This is a genomic window from Kitasatospora aureofaciens (assembly GCF_001188955.3).
Taxonomy (GTDB): Bacteria; Actinomycetota; Actinomycetes; order Streptomycetales; family Streptomycetaceae; genus Kitasatospora; species Kitasatospora aureofaciens.
In genome coordinates this window covers 119,809-138,076 of record NZ_JPRF03000018.1, presented here as the reverse complement: position 1 = coordinate 138,076, position 18,268 = coordinate 119,809, and the positions used below count along the sequence as shown (strand labels likewise).

Genomic DNA, 18,268 nt, shown 5'->3' with positions numbered 1-18,268 from the left:
CGCGGCACGGGACGCGACCGGCTTGTGGGTGGGTGTTACCAGCTGGCCTTGCGGACGCCCGGGAGGAACCCGGCGTGCGCCTGCTCTCGCAGGCCGATGCGGGAGAGGCCGAAGGCGCGGAAGTAGCCGCGGGGGCGGCCGTCGACCGCGTCGCGGTTGCGGACCCGGGTGGCGCTGGCGTCGCGCGGCTGGCGCTGCAGCTCGGCCTGGGCGGCGAGGCGGTCCTCGTGCGAGGTCGCCGGGGCGGAGATCAGGCGCTTGAGCTCGGCGCGGCGCTCGGCGTACCGGGCGACGATCACGCGGCGCTGCTCGTTCTTGGCGATCTTGCTGCGCTTGGCCATCAGACCTTCTCCCCACGGGCGTGCAGCCGGGCGACGGCCTTCTCGATGCCGAGCTTGTCGACGGTCTTGATGCCCTTGGCGCTGAGCGTCAGCCGGACGAACCGGTTCTCGCTCGGCAGCCAGTAGCGCTTGGTCTGGATGTTGGGGTCGAAGCGGCGCCTGGTGCGGCGGTGCGAGTGGGAGATGGCGTTGCCGAACCCGGGGATTCGGCCGGTGAGCTGGCAGTGGGCGGACATGGCGACTCCGTGTCGGTCAGGACGGCGGCGGACGGGAATGCCGAGCCGGCCGCGAACGGTGAGCCGACACTAGCAGGTAGATGAAAACGAAAACCATTACGCTATGGTGGGTCAACGCCCCCCGACACGCCATGGAGGCACCGATGGCCCGCAACGAACTGCGCCCGATCATCAAGCTCCGCTCCACCGCAGGAACCGGCTACACCTACGTCACCCGCAAGAACCGTCGCAACGATCCCGACCGGCTGGTCCTGCGCAAGTACGACCCCGTCGCCGGCACGCACGTGACGTTCCGCGAAGAACGCTGACCCGCCCCACAACCCCTCTGGAGATCACCATGAAGTCCGGCATCCACCCCGAGTACCGCCCCGTCGTCTTCCGCGACAAGGCCGGCGGCCTCGCCTTCCTCACCCTCCCCCAGCCTTCGGCCGGGGGTGCCCCCATCACCGCTACCAGCATCCACACCGTCGACTGGGAGGACGGCAACACCTACCCCGTTATCGACGTCGAGATCTCCTCCGCCAGCCACCCCTTCTACACCGGCACCGCCCGCGTCCTAGACACCGCCGGCCGCGTCGAGCGCTTCCAGCGCCGCTACGGACTCGTCGGCACCAGGCCCGGCACGGCGAGCTGAGCTCGCATCAACTCAGTCGGCACATCGGGGAGGAGTGGGAGATGACCGCGCAGGGCAGGCCGCGCCGGCTGCCCGTCACCGTGCTCGGCGGCCTCGCCACCGGCGTACGCGACTGCGCCGCCGACCTGGCCCGCATCGAGGTGCCGGGGCTCGCGGTACTCGCCGTACGGGTCAACTCCCAGGGCCGGACGGCCTCCTGGTCCTGGCGGCTGTACGAGCGCTCCGGCCCGGTGGACGGCGGCTCGGTGACGCTCCCCCGCCCGTGCTCCTCCCACCTGCTGCCGTCGGCCCTCCTCCCCGTCCTGCTGCGCGCGGCCCGCACCGGCCGCCACCGGCACCTGCTGCTCACGCTCCCGCCGGGCATGCAGGCGGACCTGGTCGCTCTGGGCCTGCTGGACGGCCGCGCCCGGGGGCAGGCACTCGCCGACGACGTGCGGATCGACGCGGTCGCCGCCGCCGTCGACCTGTCCCGGATCGAGGACGACCTCAGTGGCGGCGACCGGCTGGTGGACCACCACCTCGGCCTCGGCCCGGACGACCGGCGGACCCTCGCCGAGACCGCAGCCCGGCACCTCGAAGCCGCCGACGCCGTGGTGACCGCCAGCATGAACGATCCAGATCCCGCCGCCTCCGCACGCGCCGTTGCCCTGGTGCACCATCTCGCCCCGCGCGCCGCCATGGCCCACGTCTGCCACGATCCGCTGACCGGCGCGCTCCGCCTGCCGGACCTCTCGCCGCTGGTCGGCGGGAACCTCTTCGACGCCGACCGGGTCCGGGACCGGCACGGGCCGCTCCCCATCCCCCGTCAACCCCGTCGACCGGAGTTCGGAGTCCGCACCACACACTGGTCGTCACGACGACCCCTCCACGCACAACGCCTGCACGACGCGCTCGAACAGATCTGCGCAGGCGTCATCCGAGGACGCGGCCACCTATGGCTCGCCAACCGGCCCCAGTCCATCCACCGATGGGAATCCGCCGGCGAACACCTGGCCATCGAAACGGCCGGTACCTGGCTACCGGAACAGGACGACAGCGCCTGGCGCTCCGCCTCCCCGCAACGCCGCACCTTCGCCGCCCTGTTCTGGGACCCGTACTACGGCGAACGCCGCTGCGAACTCACCCTCACCGGCATCGGCCTCGACGTCCCCGCACTCCACCGCCTCCTGGACAGCTGCCTGCTCACCGACGCCGAACTCGCCCTGGGCATGCACCGACGGCAACTGTCCGATGACGACCCCTTCGCCGACGCCCTGGGGGCCGACCCGCCGAATTAGCGACACATGCCGGCGGGTGCTCCGGTCAGCGGATGCGGCCGCCGACGGACAGCGACCACAGCAGCCCGGTGAAGGCTCCGGCGCGGCAGCCAAAACCTCATGGTTTCCTGAATTCAGGATTCTATGTATCGTGCTGCTGTGCTGACTCCCGCCTCCGACGTCGCGCTCGCCTCGCCGGCGCATGTCCCGGCGCATGTGCCCGCTGCCACCCGGTTCGCGGGCCGATCGCCCACGAGAGGCACCGGTGGCTCACCACCCCACCAGCCCTTCGGCGCCCGGAAGTTGGTTTGAACACTCCGCTTGCGGGAATCGCCGGGTGGGGAAATACGCCCACGCCGGAGGCGACAAAGGTGGCACAGATGCACGGAACCAATACGGGCCCGATCGCGACCTTCTGCGGAAACTGCAACTGCGGCTGCCCGCAGCTGTTCGTGGACCCAGCCGCTCCGGCGGAGAAGCGGGTGCGGATCACCGACGACTTCGGGCAACAGGTGCAGATGAGCGAGGAGCAGTTCCGCGACCTCGTCGCCCAGGCCAAGAGCGGCGCACTGGACACCCTGGCCGCCCCGGCCGTCTGACGGCCTTTCACTCCACAGCGACCTGAGTCCGGGCGCAGCACAGCCACAGGATCCGGGCCGAGGTTCGTCCGCATCGTCGTGCAGGGTGTCGTGGCGCGGACCCGCCATCGCGCTACTGCGCCACAGCGTCAAGGCAGGTGTGGCGCCGCAGGCCGAACGCGGCCGCGGGCCGTGGGTCGTGCGGACCGGGAATATCGCACGGCCCGACCGGTTGGGCGGCCTTCCGCGCCTCGCTGGAACACGACTTCCTGCACGCCGGCGGTTCCCTGGTGATCGGCGGGATGACCGCGGCCACCCTCAACGTCGCCGTGCCGCGCGACCTGCTCAAAGGCCTCGCCGGGCTGCCGGGCGTCGACGTCCTGGCGCTCGCCGTGCTCGCCGTCCTGCTCGCGGTCTGCTCGGAGGCGGACGCCTTCGTCGCAGCCGGGCTGACCTCCTTCTCCACCACCGCCAAGCTCGCGTTCATGGTCGTCGGCCCGATGGTGGACGCCAAACTGATCGCCCTCCAGGCCGGCACCTTCGGACGGGCCTTCGCCTGGCGCTTCAGCGCCACCACCTTCGTCGTCGCCGTCACCGCGGCGACCCTCACCGGCTGGTGGCTCCTGTGACGCGCGAGGTCCGGGCACTGCTGCACATCCTGCTCGGCGCGGCGGTGCTGCACATTTCGCTCTTCAGCGAGCTGTACCTGCGGTACGTCCGCGAGGGCCTGCGGCCGTACCTGATCGCGAGCGGCGTCCTGCTCGTGGCGGTCGGGCTCGTCGGCGCGGTCAGCGCCGCACGGAAGCTGCTCCGCCCCGGCCACGACGGGCCCGATGCCCACGACGGACCCAAGGGCCACGACGGGCACGGCCACGACCACCACGGCGCGCCCCGTACGGCGTGGCTGCTGCTCCTGCCCGTCCTGGCGATCTACCTGCTCCAGCCCCGGGCGCTCGGCGCCTTCACCGCGCAGCACTCGGACAACACCGCCGTCAGACCCGCTGAGGCGGCGGGCGGCTTCGCACCGCTGCCCACGACCGACCCGGTCAGCATGCGGCTCGCCGACTTCGACTCCCGCGCGCTCTGGGACAGCAGCGGTTCACTCAAAGGCCACCGGATCCGGCTCACCGGCTTCGCCACCCCCGGCTCCGGCGACGGGACTTGGGACCTCGCCCGGCTGACGATCTCCTGCTGCGCCGCCGACGCGTCCAGCAGCAAGGTCGTGATCCGCGGCGCCGACGCACCGCCCGAGGGCGCGTGGGTCGAGGTGACCGGCGAGTGGCAGCCGGACGGGGCGAGCGGCCAGGACGGCGCGGTTCCCACCCTGACCGCGAACCAGATCCGCCGGATCGCCGAACCGGAGAACCCCTATGAGTGAGCGCCCGTCGGCTCCGACCGGCACACCCACGGGCCCCCGTCGCGGCACGGCCACCGTACTCACGCTCGGTGTCGTCGCCGCGCTCGCCTTCATGCCCGCCGTCCCCGACCAGCGAAGCGGCCCGGTCACGCCCGACGCCGCGGCCACGCCCAGCGCCGACGCGACGGACCCGACCGTCACCGTGCTCGGCGACGGGTCGACCTCCGACACCGGCCCGCAGCCGGGCCGGCCGACTCCCGTCCGGCTCAAGCCCGGCGAGCAGCCGCCGCAGTTCGTGGTCTTCTCCTTCGACGCCCCCACCGAGGACGACAACCACCTGTTCTCGCGAGCCCGCACGTCGGCCAAGGCGAGCGGCGCCGACGTGACGTTCTTCCTGCGCGGCATCGACCTGCTCCCCGCCACCAAGCGCTGGCAGTACCAGCCGCCGCAGCACGAGGCCGGCACCGCCGCCGTCCCCTTCCCCACCGACGCCCAGGTCCGCGCGACCCTGCAGCAGCTCGGCCGCGCCTGGCTGGACGGCGACGAGATCGCCGACGGCTTCATCGGCCAGTTCTGCGGCCCCAAAGGCGGCCGGGACTGGTCGACCGCCGACTGGCAGAGCGAAATCGGCCAGGGCTATTCGATGGTCAACTTCTGGAAGACCGGAACGGGCTTCACCGACCTGCCCCCGCTGCCCTTCGACTACCAGACCGATCTGGCCGGCGGCCGCGCCCCGTGTCTGGAGGGCCGGCCCAATCTGCTCCCCGCCGAGAAGGACGCCGGCTGGCGCTACGACGCCAGCTCGCCGGGCGGCACCCAGCGCTGGCCGACGCAGACCGACGGCACCTGGGACTTCCCGCTCCAGCGGATCCCCGACGCCTCCGACGCGCACGAGGTACTGTCCACCGACCGGACCCCGCAGACCTACCAGAACGCCTTCGACCGCGTCTACCACGGCAGCCGTGCACCACTCGTCATCGACACCGACCTCGACCCCCGCCACGCACCCGAGCTCCAGAGCGCCGAGACGACGATGAAGGACCTCTGCCACCGCGACGGCGTCCGCTGCGTCTCCTTCCGCCAACTCGCCGACTGGCTCGACGCCCAGGACCCGACCGTCCTCGACCGCCTCCGAGCTCTCGGACCGACGAGTTCACCCAACTGGGCTGCCGCCGTCGGTCCGTAGCGTTTCGAACCTGTCCCGCGGAGTGGACGCCAGTGCCACCGCAGTCCGACTCGTCACCTGTAGACAAGAGGGTCACCGCCGCGCCGCGGCGCCGGTGGGGCAGTGCTCAGGCCGCGATCGGACCTCCTCCGCCTCGTCACCCCCGGCTGCCGTCGCCGTCGGCCGACCACCCAAAGGGTGGGCCCGGCGGCAAGGAGCCGCCGGGCCGAACGTTCGGACGGGCCAGGGGTCAGCTGGTCTGGATCGCGGTGTCGTCGATCACGAAGCTGGTCTGGAGGGAGGAGTCCTCCACGCCGTTGAACTTGAGGGTGACGCTCTGCCCGGCGTAGGCCGACAGGTCGATCGTCTTCTGGGCGTAGCCGGTGTTGTGGTCGAGGTTGGAGTACGTGGCCACTGTGGTGCCGTTGACGGTCACGGTGAGCTTGTCGTACTGGGCGGTGGTGGTGGTTTCGGCCGTGTCGATGTGCAGCCAGTAGCTGAGGCTGGCCTTGCAGCCCGACGGGATGGTGACGGTCTGGGACAGGCTGTCGGTGTGCGAGGTGCCGTAGCCGTCCAGCCAGGCCTTCCAGGAGCCGCTGTGGGCAGGCTCGGACGTCGAGTTGTCGATGACGCCGCTGGTAGTGGTCCACGGCGCGGCGGAGCCGGTCTCGAAGCCGGGATTGCCGAGCAGCTGGGCCGGGGTGCAGGAGCCGCCGGTGCCGGTGACCGTCCAGCCGAAGCTGGTGGAGCCACTGGCTCCGGTGGTGTCCTTGGCGGTGGCGGTGACGTTGTAGCTGCCGGTGGTGGTGGCGGTGCCGGTGATCAGGCCGGTCGTGGAGTTGATGGACAGGCCGGTCGGCAGGCCGGTGGCCGAGTAGGTGAAGCTCTGGCCGGAGGCCGAGTCACCGGCCTGGATCTGCAGGCTGACCGAACTGCCCTGCGCGGTGGTCTGGTTGCCGGGGTTGGTGACGGTCACCGTGTTGCCCGTCGAGCCGCCGCCCACGATCGGGTGGGAGATGGCGCAGGAGTTGGTGTCGTTGGACCAGCTGGCCTGCTCGGCCCAGGTGCCGAAGCTGCCGAAGGTGATGTTGGCCGCGCCGCCCGTGGTGCCCGGGGACAGCCAGGCGCACTCGTCGGAGTTCTCCTGGCCGTTGTAGGAGCTGCCGCTCACGTGGTTGGTCCAGCCGCCGGCCGGGTTCTGGTCCGACATCATCTCGTGCCATTCGTGGCCGAGGGTCATCGTGAAGCCGTCCAGCGTGCCGGGCGAGTTGACGAAGCCGACGCCGCAGCCGGCGCCCGAGTCGATGTTGTAGGGCTGGTTGCTGAACGCGACGTCGCCGTACGGGGAGGTCACCGCGCCGCCGGTGAGCGTGGTGTCACCGTTGTAGTCGTGCCACGCGCAGTACTGGTTCTGGTAGTTGTCGGGGTTGGTGCCGTGCGGCGACAGGATCACGTAGTAGGCGTCGCGGTTGGCCGCCGCCGTGGTGTTGCCGAAGTGCGCCGCGGCGTTGACGGCTTCCTGGCCGAGCTGGTGGCCGGTGGCCGCGCTCGGCGACGCCGCCGCGTTGTCGTACCACACGCCGGCGAGGACGCCACCGGCCTGGTACGGGATGAAGTTCGCGTTCGAGGGGCAACTGGTGGCGCCCGCAGCCACGTTCGGTCCGTCGCACCACTGCGTCAGGTCCGCGGACCACAGCTCGTTGCCGGTGCCGATGCCCTTGAACATCTGCTGGGCGGCGCCCGCCGCACCGGCCGAGTCGCCGGAGAACTTCGCGTTCCCGTTGGCGTCCGTGCTCTGGGTCCCCCACTGGTTTCCGTAGAAGACCAGGTAGACCTTGGAGTGGCCGCTCTGGACACCGATGCCGTCGATCCCTCCGCCGTAGGAGAGGGTCTGCGGACCGGTGGCCGCATCGGCGCTGTTCTCCTGGTGGGTGGCGGCCCACTGCTTGATCTTCTCGTTCTGCGCGATGGTGGGTACCGCGCCGTGGCGGTAGGGGTGCTGGTACGCGGGGCTGTACGGGTTGGTCACGGTGCCGCTCTGCGACGACACCGGCTGGTCCGCCGCCTGGGCGGCGCCGCCGGTTGTCAGCGCGGCTGTGACGAGGGACAGCGAGGCGACGGCGGCCAGGGCCAGCCTTCTGCTCGCACGGCTACGGGGAACGCCCATGTGTGGGGGATCCTCTCTCCCGCCGTCTCCGGCGCCGGTCGGCCCGGATGACGGCTCTTGGCATGACGGGGTACGGCGATCACACGGGCGAGAGGCGCATAGAATCGAGGGCGGCCCGTGCTAGCCGGTAGTGCCGTGGGGGGGCTGACGCGCAATGACCGACGCCGCGTCAGCTAACTGAGCACCAAGCGATGGTGGAACAGCGGAACCAGCGCCGGCCGCCGGCCCGAGGGCTTCGGCAGGGGGCGTGAACCGAAGAAAAGCAGCGGTGACAGGCCTCAGTCAACGGATAGCGCAAAATAAGGATTTGCGCGCCGCCGAAACCATTGACAATGGAAGAATCTAACGAGAATTCAGCAAAGAGATTTTCTGATGGATCGCCAGGACATGGTCGCGGTGCTCGGGCGTGACGGCGGTCGTTCTCACGACCGGGCGTCGTTCATACGGCGGCCTCGACGCCGAGGTCGGCGAGCAGTCCGCGGATGCGCCACTCGATCCGGTCGCGGATCGGGCGGGCGGTGTCGACGCCCTGGCCGGCCGGGTCGTCGAGCTTCCAGTCGAGGTAGCACTTGCCGGGGAAGGACGGGCAGGCGTCGCCGCAGTCGATGGTGATCACGATGTCGGAGGCCTGGACGGCTTCGGCGGTGAGGATCTTCGTAGTCTCGGCGGAGATGTCGGTGCCGACCTCGGCCAAGGGCTCAAGATTGACGCCGGACCGGCCCGTCAGCCCGCCATGGTCGTCACCGGGTCGAGGGAACCGGTCTTCGCCGGGTCGAGGAGGTCGCGGAACTGCTCGGCGCTCAGCTGGATCTGCTGGCCGAAGTCGGCAGTGATCCGGATACGGCGCTCTTCCGCGCGTCGGGGTCGACGAACACATGCGGGCAGCCGCAGTTGCCGTTTCCGCAGAACCTCGCCACCGGCTCGTGCATGGACTCGGGCACGGGAACCTCCGCTTGTCGATGGCGGGTGCCGGTCACGGCGCCGCGGGGTGTGCCCGTTCGCTCGGCCGTGCTCACCCGATGCGTCGCTCCGGTGGCCGCGCGTGTCAGGTGGGAAACGATAGGGGGGAGCCCGCCCGGGGTGGTGGACGCGGATGCCATGATGTCCCGGCCATGTCTGCCCCGAGAACCGAGCCCGTACCCGCGCTGGTACGTGTCGCCGCGCTCGACCTTCGCGTACTGCGGGCCCTGCCCTTCGCGACGGTCTGCGTCGTGCTGGCCGCAGCCGGGCACGCACTGGAGTCCGGCAGCCCGGTGCCTCTGGGCGCACTGCTGCTCGGGTGGGTTCTCACCACTGTCGCCGCGGTGACGGGGGCACGGCGGGAGCGTTCGATGGGCGCGATCGTCGGCGGTCTGGCCGCTGGCCAAGCGGGCCTGCACGTCCTCTTCCATGCCGCGCAGTCCCTGCGGCCGCCTCCGAGGCCCGCGGGCGCGGACGGTTCGGGCCATGCGCCCGATATGGGTGATATGCCTGGAATGGCCCACATGCCCGGCATGTTGGCGACGGGCGGTGGGCACTCCGGAGCGGCGGTTCCGCATGTGGCGGCGGGAAGCACGGGGGCTCCGCATGCCGTCGCGGCGGCCACGCACGCCGCCTTCTGGTGCCACGCGCTGCACCTGGGACTGAGTCCCGCGATGCTGGTCGCGCACCTCGCGGCGACCGTCGCGGCGGGCTGGTGGCTGCAGCGGGGCGAGGCGGCCGTCTGGCGGCTCGTCCGGCTCACCGCCGGAGCCGTCACCGCGACGGCTCACGCCTGTGCGGCGCCGCTGCACGGATTGCTGGCCCTGTTCGCGGTGCTGCGCTGCGGGGTGGACGGGCGGTCGCGGGCAAGGGCGGTGCGCTTCGCGTCCGCCGACGGCCAACGGCGGGTCCCGCAGTCGGCGCTGCTGCGGCATGCGGTGATCAGGCGAGGTCCGCCACCGGTCCCGGCCGCCTGACCGGAGCGCAACGCTCCGTGATCGTGGCCGTCCGTCTTCCCCCTGATCACTCACGCGTGCTCCGCTTCCACGGGCAACGGCGCCGGTTCACCCGCGCGCCCGCCGCCCGTGCGTACCGGTGTGCTCGTGCCTCCGACCCGGAGACCACACAGCCATGAACCTGTCCCCCAAGAAGCGTCTTGCCGCCGCCTTCGCGCTGGGCGCCGCGACCGTGCTGGCCGCGGCCGTACCGGCGTCCGCGCACGTCATCGTGCAGCCGAACAGCGTGCCCAAGAACGCGACCGACCAGACCTTCGCGTTCCGCGTGCCCGACGAGGACGACAAGAACAGCACGGTGAAGGTCGAGATCGACTTCCCCACCGACCACCCGATCCCGTCCGTCAAGGTCGCGCCGGTGCCGGGGTGGACCGACGCGATCCAGACCACCAAGCTCGCCACCCCGATCCACACCGACGACGGCGACATCACCGACGCCGTCTCCCAGGTCGTTTGGACCGGCGGCCAGATCGCCCCCGGCCACTTCCAGGACTTCACCGTCGACCTCGGCGCGCTGCCCGACGGCACGGACAAGGTCGTCTTCAAGGCCCTGCAGACCTACAGCGACGGCACCGTGGTGCGCTGGATCGAGGAGCCCCAGGACGGCCAGCCCGAGCCGAAGAACCCGGCGCCGGTGCTCAAGCTGACCGCCGCCACCGCCGGTGACTCCGACGCTCCCGCCCCCGGCGCCGCGGCGAGCGCCAAGGCCGACCCGGCGCCGGCGAACCCGACGAGCACCGCGACCGCGAAGGCGAGCGGCAGCGACTCCACCGCCCGCGCACTGGGCATCGCGGGCATCGTGGTCGGCGTCCTCGGCGCGGTGGCGGGCGTCGTGATCGGCCGCCGCGGTCGCGGCACCGGCGCGGACGCCTCGGCGTAAGAGTCCGGGGTCGGTGCGGGACGCGCGTCCCGCACCGACCCCGCCCGGCAACCCGCGGACTGGCGGGGTCGGAATTGAACAGGCCGTGCCATGCTCGGCCGCATGTGGTTCTGGCTGGGCCTCCAGGCCGGGACCCTGTTCGGGGTCGGCTTCGTCACCTGGCTGACGGACCAGACGCTGTACGAGATCGGCGCGGTCTGCCCGTACTGCATAGTCGTGTGGATCGCCACGATCCCGCTGTTCTGGTACACCACCCCGCACAACGTCAGGCACGGCGTGATCCCGCTGCCCGCGCGGTGGCGCCCGGCGACCGAACTGGCGCGGGGGATTTTTCGGACGTTCTTCGGAACTTTTCCGGGCCACGGTCCGACTACCAGTGCCGGGTCCGCACACGGCGGACCCCTCGCACCCGGATCGTCCCAGGAGAGTTCCATGCGTTCTCGTGTTCTGTGCGGCATGGCCGCCGCCGTCGCCCTGCTCGTGACGGGCTGCGGCAGCGGCGGGAGCGCCGAGTCCGGCGACGCCGGTGCAACTGCGGCGAACGGCGGGGCCTCCTCGGCCGCGGCGGCACCGGTCAAGGTCACTGACTGCGCGGGGAAGGAGACGGTGTTCGACTCCGCGCCGAAGAAGATCGTCACCAGCAACGCCTCCAGCCTGGAGATGCTGCTGAAGCTCGGCGCGGGCGACAGAGTCATCGGAACCGGCTTCCCGCCCGGCAAGGGCACGCTGCCCGCCGACGTCGCCGATGCCGGAGCAAAGGTCCCGGTCCTCGGTGACATGGTGATCCCGAAGGAGAAACTGCTCGGCTCCGGCGCGGACCTGTACGTGGAGACCTTCGCCGACATGGGCGGCATGGGCGGCGGCATGGGCACCGCCCCGACCGCCCAGGAGTACCAGGCCGCCGGGATCAAGCGGGTCTTCCTGCACTCCACCGCCTGCGCGGCCACGGCCCCAACCACGGTGCGGGACCTGACCGGCGTCGAGGGCGACATCAAGAGCCTCGGCCAGGTCACCGGCACCTCGGCCAAGGCCGACGCGCTGGTCGCGGACATGGAGAAGAAGGTCGGCGCCGTGAAGACCGCGCTGGCGGGCGTGGCGGCGGACAAGCGCCCCGGCTACTTCTTCTTCGACTTCGACGCGGGCACCAAGCAGCCGATGGCGGTGGGCAACCGGCAGGTCGCCAACGCGGTGATCACCCTGGCCGGCGCGCGCAACGTGTTCGGCGACGTCGACGGCGACTTCAAGCCCGTCTCCTGGGAAGACGTCGTCGCCAGGAACCCCGACTGGATCCAGCTCGGGGTGCGCAACCGCGGCAGCGACGCCGAGAACAAGAAGGCCTTCGACGACGCGGAGAAGTTCCTGCGCGAGTTCCCCGCCACCAAGGGCCTCAAGGCCGTCCAGGAAGGCCACTTCGTGCGCATCGGTTCCGAAGTGACCACCATCGCCGGCACCCGCAACGCCGACACCGTCCAACAGATCGCCCACACCCTCTTCCCCGACCAGGTCAAGGACGCCCAGTAGTGACCGCCGCCACCGCGGCGACCGGCCGCCGGCCCACGCGCACCGCGCGGGCCGGCCTCGTCGCGTCCGCGCTCTCCCTCGCCCTGGTCCTCGCCCTCACCCTCGCCGTCTCCCTCGGTGCGGTGGACATCCCCGTCCGCGAGGTGTGGACCGTCGTCGGCCACCGGCTCACCGGTTCGGCTCCGGAAGCCGGCACCCGGGACCTGATCGTCTGGCAGCTGCGGGTGCCCCGCGCCCTGCTGGCCGCGATCGTCGGAGCCGGACTCGGCCTGGTCGGCACCGCCGTCCAGGCCCTGGTCCGCAACCCGCTCGCCGACCCCTACCTACTGGGCATCTCCTCCGGCGCCTCGCTCGGCGCGGTCGCCGTCATCGTCCTCGGCGCCGGCACCGGCTTCGCGTTCGGCTTCGGCGTCCCGGCCGCCGCGTTCGCCGGAGCCCTGGCCTCCTTCGCCCTCGTCTGGGCGATCGCCCGGCGCGGCGGCGGCTTCGCCCCGATGCGCCTGGTCCTCGCCGGGGTGGCCATCGGGCAGTTCCTCTCCGGCTTCACCAGCTTCCTCATCCTCCAGGCCGGCGACGAACAACAGACCCGGGGCGTGCTGTTCTGGCTGATGGGCAGCCTCGGTGCCGCCACCTGGGACCAACTCGCTGTCCCGGCCGCCGCCGTCGCCCTGGGCTGGCTGGCCCTCCAGGGCCGCGCCCGGCACCTCAACGCGCTGCTGATGGGCGACGAGACCGCCGCCGGCCTCGGCGTCGACCCCTCCCGGCTGCGCCGTGAACTGTTCGCCGTCACCAGCCTGCTCACCGGCGTCCTGGTGGCGGTCTCCGGCGCGATCGGCTTCGTCGGCCTGCTGGTGCCGCACGTGTGCCGGCTCGTCGTGGGCGGCGACCACCGCCGGCTGCTGCCGCTGTCCGCCCTGACCGGCGCCGTCCTCCTAGTGGCCGTCGACACCGTCGCCCGCACCGCCCTGGACACCCAGGAACTGCCGATCGGCGTCGTGACCGCCGTCATCGGCGCACCCGTCCTGCTGTACCTCCTCGACCGGAAGCTGGAACGCTGATGAGGATCACCGTCGAGGACATCACCGTCACCCTCGGCGGGCGCGACGTCCTCTCCGACGTCGGCCTGATCGCCGCCGAGGGCGAGATCGCCGGTCTCGTCGGGCCCAACGGCAGCGGCAAGTCCACCCTGCTGCGCACCGTCTACCGGCATCTGCGCCCGCACGCCGGGCGGGTGCTGCTGGCCGACCGGGACGTCCGGTCCATGGCCCCGGCCCAGGCGGCCCGGCACATCGCGGCGCTGCCCCAGGAGCGCGGCTCGGACTTCGAGTTCACCGTGCGCGAGGTCGTCGCGATGGGCCGCACCCCGTTCAAGCGGGCCTTCGGCGGCGACGACGAACGCGACCACGCGACGGTGGCCGAGGCCCTGGAGCGGGTCGGTCTCCAGGCCTACGCGGAGCATCGGTTCGCGGAGCTGTCCGGCGGCGAGCGCCAACGGGTCCTGCTCGCGCGGGCGTTCGCCCAGCAGCCGGATGTCCTGGTGCTGGACGAGCCGACCAACCACCTCGACGTCCAGCACCAGGTGGAGCTGCTCGCCCTGCTGCGCGAACAGCGCCGCACCACGCTGATCTCGCTGCACGACCTGAACGCCGCGGCCTCGCTCTGCGACCGGCTCCACGTCCTGCACGACGGCGCTCTCGTCGCCTCCGGGACACCCCTGGAGGTTCTCACCCCGGACTTGCTGGCGATGGTGTTCGGGGTGCGGGCCGCCGTGGTCGAACACCCGCTGACCGGGGATCCTCTGATCGCCTTCGACCACCGGAAGACCATGCCCGCCCCGCCTGCGGAGGAGTCACCCGTCACGGTGTGAGATCGGTGCAGGTGGCCCCCGTTCCCCCCACGGGACCGGGGGCCACCTGCACTGCCGGAGGTGGTCAGGAGGCCTCGAAGTGGCTGGGCCGGCCGTCGCGTAGCACCAGGGTGCCCTGCCGCTCGGCGTCGGCCCGGCGCATCAGCTGCCAGCTGCCGTCGAGCCGGTGGAGGGCGGCGGAGTGCCACGGGGTGGTCCAGGCGTCGGGGGCGTCGAGCAGGCGGATGCCGAACTTTGCGGCGCCGCGCGGCTGGGGATGGATGGACAGGCGGACGGTGCGGGGGTGGTGCTGGGCGATGAGGTCGCCCCAGGCGCGGCTGCGCTGGATGACGCCGTAGGCGCGCTGCCGGCATTCGCGCTGGAGGGCCGACTTGGTGCCGGTGAAGTCGACGGTGTCCTCGGTGAGGAAGCGGGTGATGCCGCAGTAGAGGGCGCGGGCGTGGTCATCGCTCTTCACCTCGGCGCGCAATTCCTCCACGGTCGGGGCGTGGGCGGCGTGGACGCGGGCGCGCTTCTCGTCGTACGGGAGGTCGCCGAGCACGTCGCGAAGGTCGAAGACGGACAGGTGGGTCAGGCCCTCGCGCCGGATCACGGCGGTGAGTTCGTCGGAGTAGGCGTCGATCTGCGGGTCGGGGACGCGTATCAGGTCGCCGAAGATGTGGCCGTCGGAGCAGATCTCCATCCGCGCGCCCGGCTCGTACACCTCGCCGACCGCGCGGCACAGGTCGTCGAGGAAGGTGAGGGAGAGCCGTTCGCCCTCGTCGGGGAGGTGACCGAGGACCTTGTCGGGGCTGGGGGACTTGCAGGGGAAGCCGGGCAGGGTGAACACGATCGGGTCGCCCTGCTCAGCGACCTCGCCTATCTGGCGCAGCTGTTCGGGGAAGTCGTCGACGGTGGCCGGGGTGGCGGTGTCGGTGGCCCGGCGGTGGGGCAGGAGCAGTTCCAGGACGGCGGCGCTGATCTGCCGGACGTCTCTGGACATGGGCGTGGCGGTACCGGTGGTGGTCATGCGGCTTCTCCGTGAGGGCATGGCGGGATGGCGTCCCGGCGCCCGCACCCTCCGGTGGGGGCGGGCGGGCCAGGACGCTTGCGACGGGCGGGTTGGGGCTCGCGGTGTTGCCGGGTCGGTCAGATGCGCTTGTCGTAGGCGACGGGAAGCTGGTTGACGCCGCGGGCGAGGACGGCCGGGATCCAGGTCAGGTCGTCGAGGGAGCCCGCGGGCCGCAGGCCGGGCAGGCGGGTGAGCAGGGTGACGATGGCGATCTGGAGTTCGGCGCGGGCGAGGGCGGCGCCGGGACAGAAATGGATGCCGTGGCCGAAGGCCAGGTGGGAGTTAGGGCTGCGCTCCAGGTCGAGCGTGTCGGCGTCCGGGAACTGTTCGCCGTCGCGGTTTGCGGCGCACAGCGAGACGATGACGGAGTCGCCGGCCGGGATCCGGGTGCCGTGCAGGTCGCTGTCCTCGGCGAAGAAGCGCCAGGTGGTGAGCTCGAAGGCGCTGTCGTAGCGCAGGAGTTCCTCGATCGCCCGGGGCATCAGGTCCGGCTCGTCCCGCAAGCGCGCCAGCTGCTCGGGGTGGCGGAGCAGAGTGATGATCATAGTGGTGATCTGGTTGGTGACGGGCTCCTGGCCGGCGACCAGGAGCTGGAAGATCATCGAGTCGAGTTCGGCCTGGGTGAGCTCCTTGCGGTCCTTGGCGAGGACCAGTCGGGAGAGGAGGTCGTCCTCCCAGTGCTCGCGCTTGTGGGCGACGACGTCGGCGATGTAGGTCTGCAGGCCGAGCAGGCGGGCCTCGTAGGCGGGGCGGCCCGGGTCCTGGGGCCCGACGGGCTGGACGACCTTGCCCCAGTCGCGGTCGAAGCGGGCGGCGAGCTCCGGGGGCAGGCCGATGACCTCCGCGAGGACCCGGAACGGGTAGTGCGCGGCGAAGCCGGCCACCAGGTCGGCGCCGCCCTCGGCTGGCAGCTCGTCCACGAGGCTGTCGGCGATCTCATGGAACCGGGGCCGCAGGGATTCCACCCGGCGTGGGGCGAAGGCGTTCAGGACGAGGTGGCGCATCCGGGTGTGCTCCGGCGGGTCCTGGTGCAGAAGGTGCACCTGGAGCTGGGAGTGCTGGGGCTCGGGCATGATCGAGGCCAGCGACCGCCAGTTGTCATTGCCCAGGCGGTGGTTCTTGCCCAGGCGCGGGTCGTTGAGCGCGGAGTGGGCGGCCTCGTAGCCGGTGACCAGCCAGGCGGCGATCCCGGAGGGGAAGCGCACCCGGTGGACGGGTCCCGCGTCGCGCATCCGCTCGTAGAGGTCATAGGGATCGGTCTTGTACGCGGCACCGTACAGGGGTATGGGTTCGCCGGCGGTGGCGCCGGTGACGGGGCAGCGGCCCTCGGTACGGTCGGGGGTGGTCATGCCGGTTTCCTCCGGTAGGGGTGGTGCGGTGGAGAGGGGTTCAGAGGGAGAGGGCGGGGCGGTGGTGGTCGAGCCAGAGCGCGAGGTCGACGACCCGCTCCAGGCGCAGGCGGTGACCCCATGCCAGCTGGTCGGCGGGGGTGTCGAGGGTGGCCTTGATGACCGTCTCGTCGGCGATGTCGCGTACGTAGGGCGCGTCCAGCGCCTCCCGGGCGAGCCGCTGGAGGCCGGCGTTGTAGTCGGCGTGGTGGGTGGCCGGGTAGTGGTTCTTCGGCCGCCACAGCACCGAGTCCGGGGCGATGCCCTGGCCGGTGTCGCGCAGCAGGCTCTTCTCCCGGCCGTCGTGGTTCTTCATCGCCCAGGGGGTGTTGAAGGCGTACTCGACGAGGCGGTGGTCGCAGTAGGGGACGCGGACCTCCAGGCCCTGGGCCATGCTGAGCCGGTCTTTGCGGTGCAGGAGTTGGCGCAGCCAGCGGGTGAGCGAGAGGTGTTGCATCTCGCGCTGGCGGTGCTCGGCCGGGCTCTCGCCGTCCAGGTGCGGGACGGCGGCGAGGGAGCTGCGGTAGGTGTCCTCGCGGAACTCGCGGATGCGCAGGTGGGCGGCGAGGTCGGGGTTGAGCGGCATGGCGGCGTCGTCGCCGGTGACGAGCAGCCAGGGGAAGGCCCGCGCGGCGAGCGCCTCGGGGGTGTGGAACCAGGGGTAGCCGCCGAACACCTCGTCCGCGGCCTCACCGGAGAGCGCGACCGTGGAGTGCTTGCGGATCTCGCCGAACAGCAGGTAGAGCGAGGTGTCCATGTCGCCGACACCGATCGGCGAGTCCCGGGCGACCACGACGGCCCGCCGGTTCTCCAGGTCGAGCAGCGCGCGCGGGTCGAGGACGACGGTGGAGTGTTCGGTGCCGATGAAGGTGCCTGCCTCGGCGGCGTACGGGGTGTCGTGGCCGGTGCGCAGCACGTCGCCGGTGAACTGTTCGGCCTGGTCGCTGTAGTCGACGGCGTAGGAGCGCAGTTTGGCCTGTGCGCCTTCGCGAAGGCGCAGTTCGTCGGCGATCAGGGCGGTGACGACGGTGGAGTCGAGGCCGCCGGAGAGCAGGCTGCACAGTGGGACGTCCGCCTCCAGCTGGGTGCGCGCGGCGCGATTGACCAGGGAGCGGACCCGGTCGGTGGTGGTGGCGAGGTCGTCGGTGTGCGGGCGGGCGGTCAGTTCCCAGTAGCGGCGCTCCCGGACGCCGTCGCGGTCGAGGACGAGCAGCGCGCCGGATTCCACCTCGCGCACGCCGGCCCATACGGTGGGGCCGGTGTTGAAGAGCAGGCTGTAGGCCTCGCGCAGACCGTCGGCGTCGACGGTGGGGGTGACTTCGGGGTGGGCGAACAGCGCCTTGGGTTCGGAGCCGAACACCAGGCCGCCGTCGACTGTCGTCCAGAACAGCGGCTTGACGCCGAGCCGGTCGCGCACCAGGAGGAGCCGCTGCTGGCGTTCGTCCCAGATGGCGAAGGCGTACATGCCTTCCAGCTGGTCGACTAGGGCGTCGCCCCACTCCAGGTAGGCGCGCAGCACCACCTCGGTGTCGCTACGGGTGACGAAGTGGTGCCCTCTGCCGCGCAGTTCGGCGCGAAGCCGGTGGTGGTTGTAGACCTCGCCGCTGTAGGTGAGCACCACCTGCGGATGGTCCGGGCGGTCGGTCATGGGCTGGGTGCCGCCGGCAAGGTCGATCACCGAGAGGCGGCGGTGGCCGAGCGCGGCGTGGCCACCGAGCCAGACGCCGCCGGCGTCGGGGCCGCGCAGGGCCATGGTGGCGGTCATCGCCTCGATGACGGGGGCCATGTGGCGGACGTCCTGGTGAAAGGACACCCAGCCGGTGATTCCGCACATGCGTGTGCTCCTGTCGTGAA

General features: G+C 71.6%; 17 protein-coding genes and 2 pseudogenes. 12 read left to right on the top strand and 7 right to left on the bottom strand.

The window, feature by feature from the left end:
* Positions 1-35: 35 nt before the first annotated feature.
* On the bottom strand, positions 36-341 hold the full coding sequence (rpsN, locus tag HS99_RS11185) for a 30S ribosomal protein S14 (RefSeq protein WP_030289195.1): 306 nt from the start codon (positions 339-341) through the stop codon (positions 36-38).
* Positions 341-577 carry a 50S ribosomal protein L28 gene (gene rpmB / locus HS99_RS11180; protein WP_030289193.1) on the bottom strand — a complete coding sequence of 79 codons (237 nt, stop codon included), beginning with the start codon at positions 575-577 and terminating at the stop codon, positions 341-343. The genes rpsN and rpmB overlap by 1 nt, the downstream gene beginning before the upstream one ends.
* Before the next feature lie 143 nt (positions 578-720).
* Between rpmB and rpmG the strand changes: the two genes are divergently transcribed.
* The 7 genes and pseudogenes from rpmG (at position 721) to HS99_RS11145 (ending at position 5,588) form a co-directional block, all read left to right on the top strand.
* Positions 721-885: a 50S ribosomal protein L33 gene (gene rpmG / locus HS99_RS11175; RefSeq protein WP_030289191.1), complete on the top strand. Its 165-nt coding sequence runs from the start codon at positions 721-723 to the stop codon at positions 883-885.
* A gap of 29 nt (positions 886-914) precedes the next feature.
* Positions 915-1,211 (top strand): type B 50S ribosomal protein L31, encoded by a 297-nt coding sequence (locus tag HS99_RS11170; protein ID WP_030556741.1) that lies wholly within the window; start codon positions 915-917, stop codon positions 1,209-1,211.
* 41 nt (positions 1,212-1,252) lie between these two features.
* A complete protein-coding gene (locus HS99_RS11165; protein WP_030556743.1) occupies positions 1,253-2,488 on the top strand; it encodes a CobW family GTP-binding protein in 1,236 nt (411 codons plus the stop codon).
* 359 nt (positions 2,489-2,847) lie between these two features.
* A complete protein-coding gene (locus tag HS99_RS11160; protein ID WP_030289184.1) occupies positions 2,848-3,066 on the top strand; it encodes a hypothetical protein in 219 nt (72 codons plus the stop codon).
* A gap of 119 nt (positions 3,067-3,185) precedes the next feature.
* Positions 3,186-3,674, top strand: a pseudogene (locus HS99_RS11155) (permease); the annotation flags it as partial.
* A complete protein-coding gene (locus tag HS99_RS11150; RefSeq protein ID WP_305953109.1) occupies positions 3,662-4,423 on the top strand; it encodes a TIGR03943 family putative permease subunit in 762 nt (253 codons plus the stop codon). The pseudogene HS99_RS11155 and the gene HS99_RS11150, both read left to right, overlap by 13 nt.
* A complete protein-coding gene (locus HS99_RS11145; protein ID WP_050366501.1) occupies positions 4,416-5,588 on the top strand; it encodes a polysaccharide deacetylase family protein in 1,173 nt (390 codons plus the stop codon). Before HS99_RS11150 ends, HS99_RS11145 begins: the two co-directional genes overlap by 8 nt.
* Positions 5,589-5,817: 229 nt before the next feature.
* On the opposite strand, the gene HS99_RS46480 is transcribed toward HS99_RS11145, so the two are convergent.
* Together HS99_RS46480 and HS99_RS11135 are read right to left on the bottom strand one after the other, a co-directional pair.
* The gene (locus tag HS99_RS46480; RefSeq protein ID WP_046385832.1) at positions 5,818-7,734 is read right to left on the bottom strand and encodes a putative Ig domain-containing protein; all 1,917 of its coding nucleotides are present in this window, start codon (positions 7,732-7,734) and stop codon (positions 5,818-5,820) included.
* A 439-nt stretch (positions 7,735-8,173) separates the two neighbouring features.
* A pseudogene (locus HS99_RS11135) lies at positions 8,174-8,428 on the bottom strand (low molecular weight phosphatase family protein); the annotation flags it as partial.
* Positions 8,429-8,945: 517 nt separating this feature from the next.
* Here HS99_RS11135 and HS99_RS11130 point away from each other — a divergent pair.
* The 5 genes from HS99_RS11130 (at position 8,946) to HS99_RS11110 (ending at position 13,975) form a co-directional block, all read left to right on the top strand.
* Positions 8,946-9,671 carry a hypothetical protein gene (locus tag HS99_RS11130; RefSeq protein WP_141763696.1) on the top strand — a complete coding sequence of 242 codons (726 nt, stop codon included), beginning with the start codon at positions 8,946-8,948 and terminating at the stop codon, positions 9,669-9,671.
* Positions 9,672-9,825: 154 nt separating this feature from the next.
* Entirely contained in the window at positions 9,826-10,587 is a 762-nt protein-coding gene (locus tag HS99_RS11125) for a YcnI family copper-binding membrane protein (RefSeq protein WP_030289172.1), read from the top strand.
* A 102-nt stretch (positions 10,588-10,689) separates the two neighbouring features.
* The gene (locus HS99_RS11120; RefSeq protein WP_158876589.1) at positions 10,690-12,108 is read left to right on the top strand and encodes an ABC transporter substrate-binding protein; all 1,419 of its coding nucleotides are present in this window, start codon (positions 10,690-10,692) and stop codon (positions 12,106-12,108) included.
* Positions 12,108-13,166: a FecCD family ABC transporter permease gene (locus tag HS99_RS11115; RefSeq protein ID WP_030556761.1), complete on the top strand. Its 1,059-nt coding sequence runs from the start codon at positions 12,108-12,110 to the stop codon at positions 13,164-13,166. The genes HS99_RS11120 and HS99_RS11115 overlap by 1 nt, the downstream gene beginning before the upstream one ends.
* Entirely contained in the window at positions 13,166-13,975 is an 810-nt protein-coding gene (locus HS99_RS11110; RefSeq protein ID WP_043389411.1) for an ABC transporter ATP-binding protein, read from the top strand. Before HS99_RS11115 ends, HS99_RS11110 begins: the two co-directional genes overlap by 1 nt.
* Positions 13,976-14,039: 64 nt before the next feature.
* Here the strand turns inward: HS99_RS11110 and HS99_RS11105 are convergent, their stop codons facing one another.
* From HS99_RS11105 to asnB, 3 genes are all read right to left on the bottom strand, one after another.
* On the bottom strand, positions 14,040-14,984 hold the full coding sequence (locus HS99_RS11105) for an L-tyrosine/L-tryptophan isonitrile synthase family protein (RefSeq protein WP_232543318.1): 945 nt from the start codon (positions 14,982-14,984) through the stop codon (positions 14,040-14,042).
* 119 nt (positions 14,985-15,103) lie between these two features.
* The gene (locus tag HS99_RS11100; protein ID WP_046386164.1) at positions 15,104-16,375 is read right to left on the bottom strand and encodes a cytochrome P450 family protein; all 1,272 of its coding nucleotides are present in this window, start codon (positions 16,373-16,375) and stop codon (positions 15,104-15,106) included.
* A gap of 40 nt (positions 16,376-16,415) precedes the next feature.
* Positions 16,416-18,248 carry an asparagine synthase (glutamine-hydrolyzing) gene (asnB, locus tag HS99_RS11095; RefSeq protein WP_030289158.1) on the bottom strand — a complete coding sequence of 611 codons (1,833 nt, stop codon included), beginning with the start codon at positions 18,246-18,248 and terminating at the stop codon, positions 16,416-16,418.
* Positions 18,249-18,268 lie beyond the last annotated feature (20 nt).

Bases quoted from the DNA above. Each gene is read 5' to 3' on its own strand.
- rpsN (WP_030289195.1), bottom strand. From the start codon at position 341: ATGGCCAAGCGCAGCAAGATCGCCAAGAACGAGCAGCGCCGCGTGATC.
- rpmB (WP_030289193.1), bottom strand. From the start codon at position 577: ATGTCCGCCCACTGCCAGCTCACCGGCCGAATCCCCGGGTTCGGCAAC.
- rpmG (WP_030289191.1), top strand. From the start codon at position 721: ATGGCCCGCAACGAACTGCGCCCGATCATCAAGCTCCGCTCCACCGCA.
- HS99_RS11170 (WP_030556741.1), top strand. From the start codon at position 915: ATGAAGTCCGGCATCCACCCCGAGTACCGCCCCGTCGTCTTCCGCGAC.
- HS99_RS11165 (WP_030556743.1), top strand. From the start codon at position 1,253: ATGACCGCGCAGGGCAGGCCGCGCCGGCTGCCCGTCACCGTGCTCGGC.
- HS99_RS11160 (WP_030289184.1), top strand. From the start codon at position 2,848: ATGCACGGAACCAATACGGGCCCGATCGCGACCTTCTGCGGAAACTGC.
- HS99_RS11145 (WP_050366501.1), top strand. From the start codon at position 4,416: ATGAGTGAGCGCCCGTCGGCTCCGACCGGCACACCCACGGGCCCCCGT.
- HS99_RS46480 (WP_046385832.1), bottom strand. From the start codon at position 7,734: ATGGGCGTTCCCCGTAGCCGTGCGAGCAGAAGGCTGGCCCTGGCCGCC.
- HS99_RS11125 (WP_030289172.1), top strand. From the start codon at position 9,826: ATGAACCTGTCCCCCAAGAAGCGTCTTGCCGCCGCCTTCGCGCTGGGC.
- HS99_RS11120 (WP_158876589.1), top strand. From the start codon at position 10,690: ATGTGGTTCTGGCTGGGCCTCCAGGCCGGGACCCTGTTCGGGGTCGGC.
- HS99_RS11110 (WP_043389411.1), top strand. From the start codon at position 13,166: ATGAGGATCACCGTCGAGGACATCACCGTCACCCTCGGCGGGCGCGAC.
- HS99_RS11105 (WP_232543318.1), bottom strand. From the start codon at position 14,984: ATGACCACCACCGGTACCGCCACGCCCATGTCCAGAGACGTCCGGCAG.
- HS99_RS11100 (WP_046386164.1), bottom strand. From the start codon at position 16,375: ATGACCACCCCCGACCGTACCGAGGGCCGCTGCCCCGTCACCGGCGCC.
- asnB (WP_030289158.1), bottom strand. From the start codon at position 18,248: ATGTGCGGAATCACCGGCTGGGTGTCCTTTCACCAGGACGTCCGCCAC.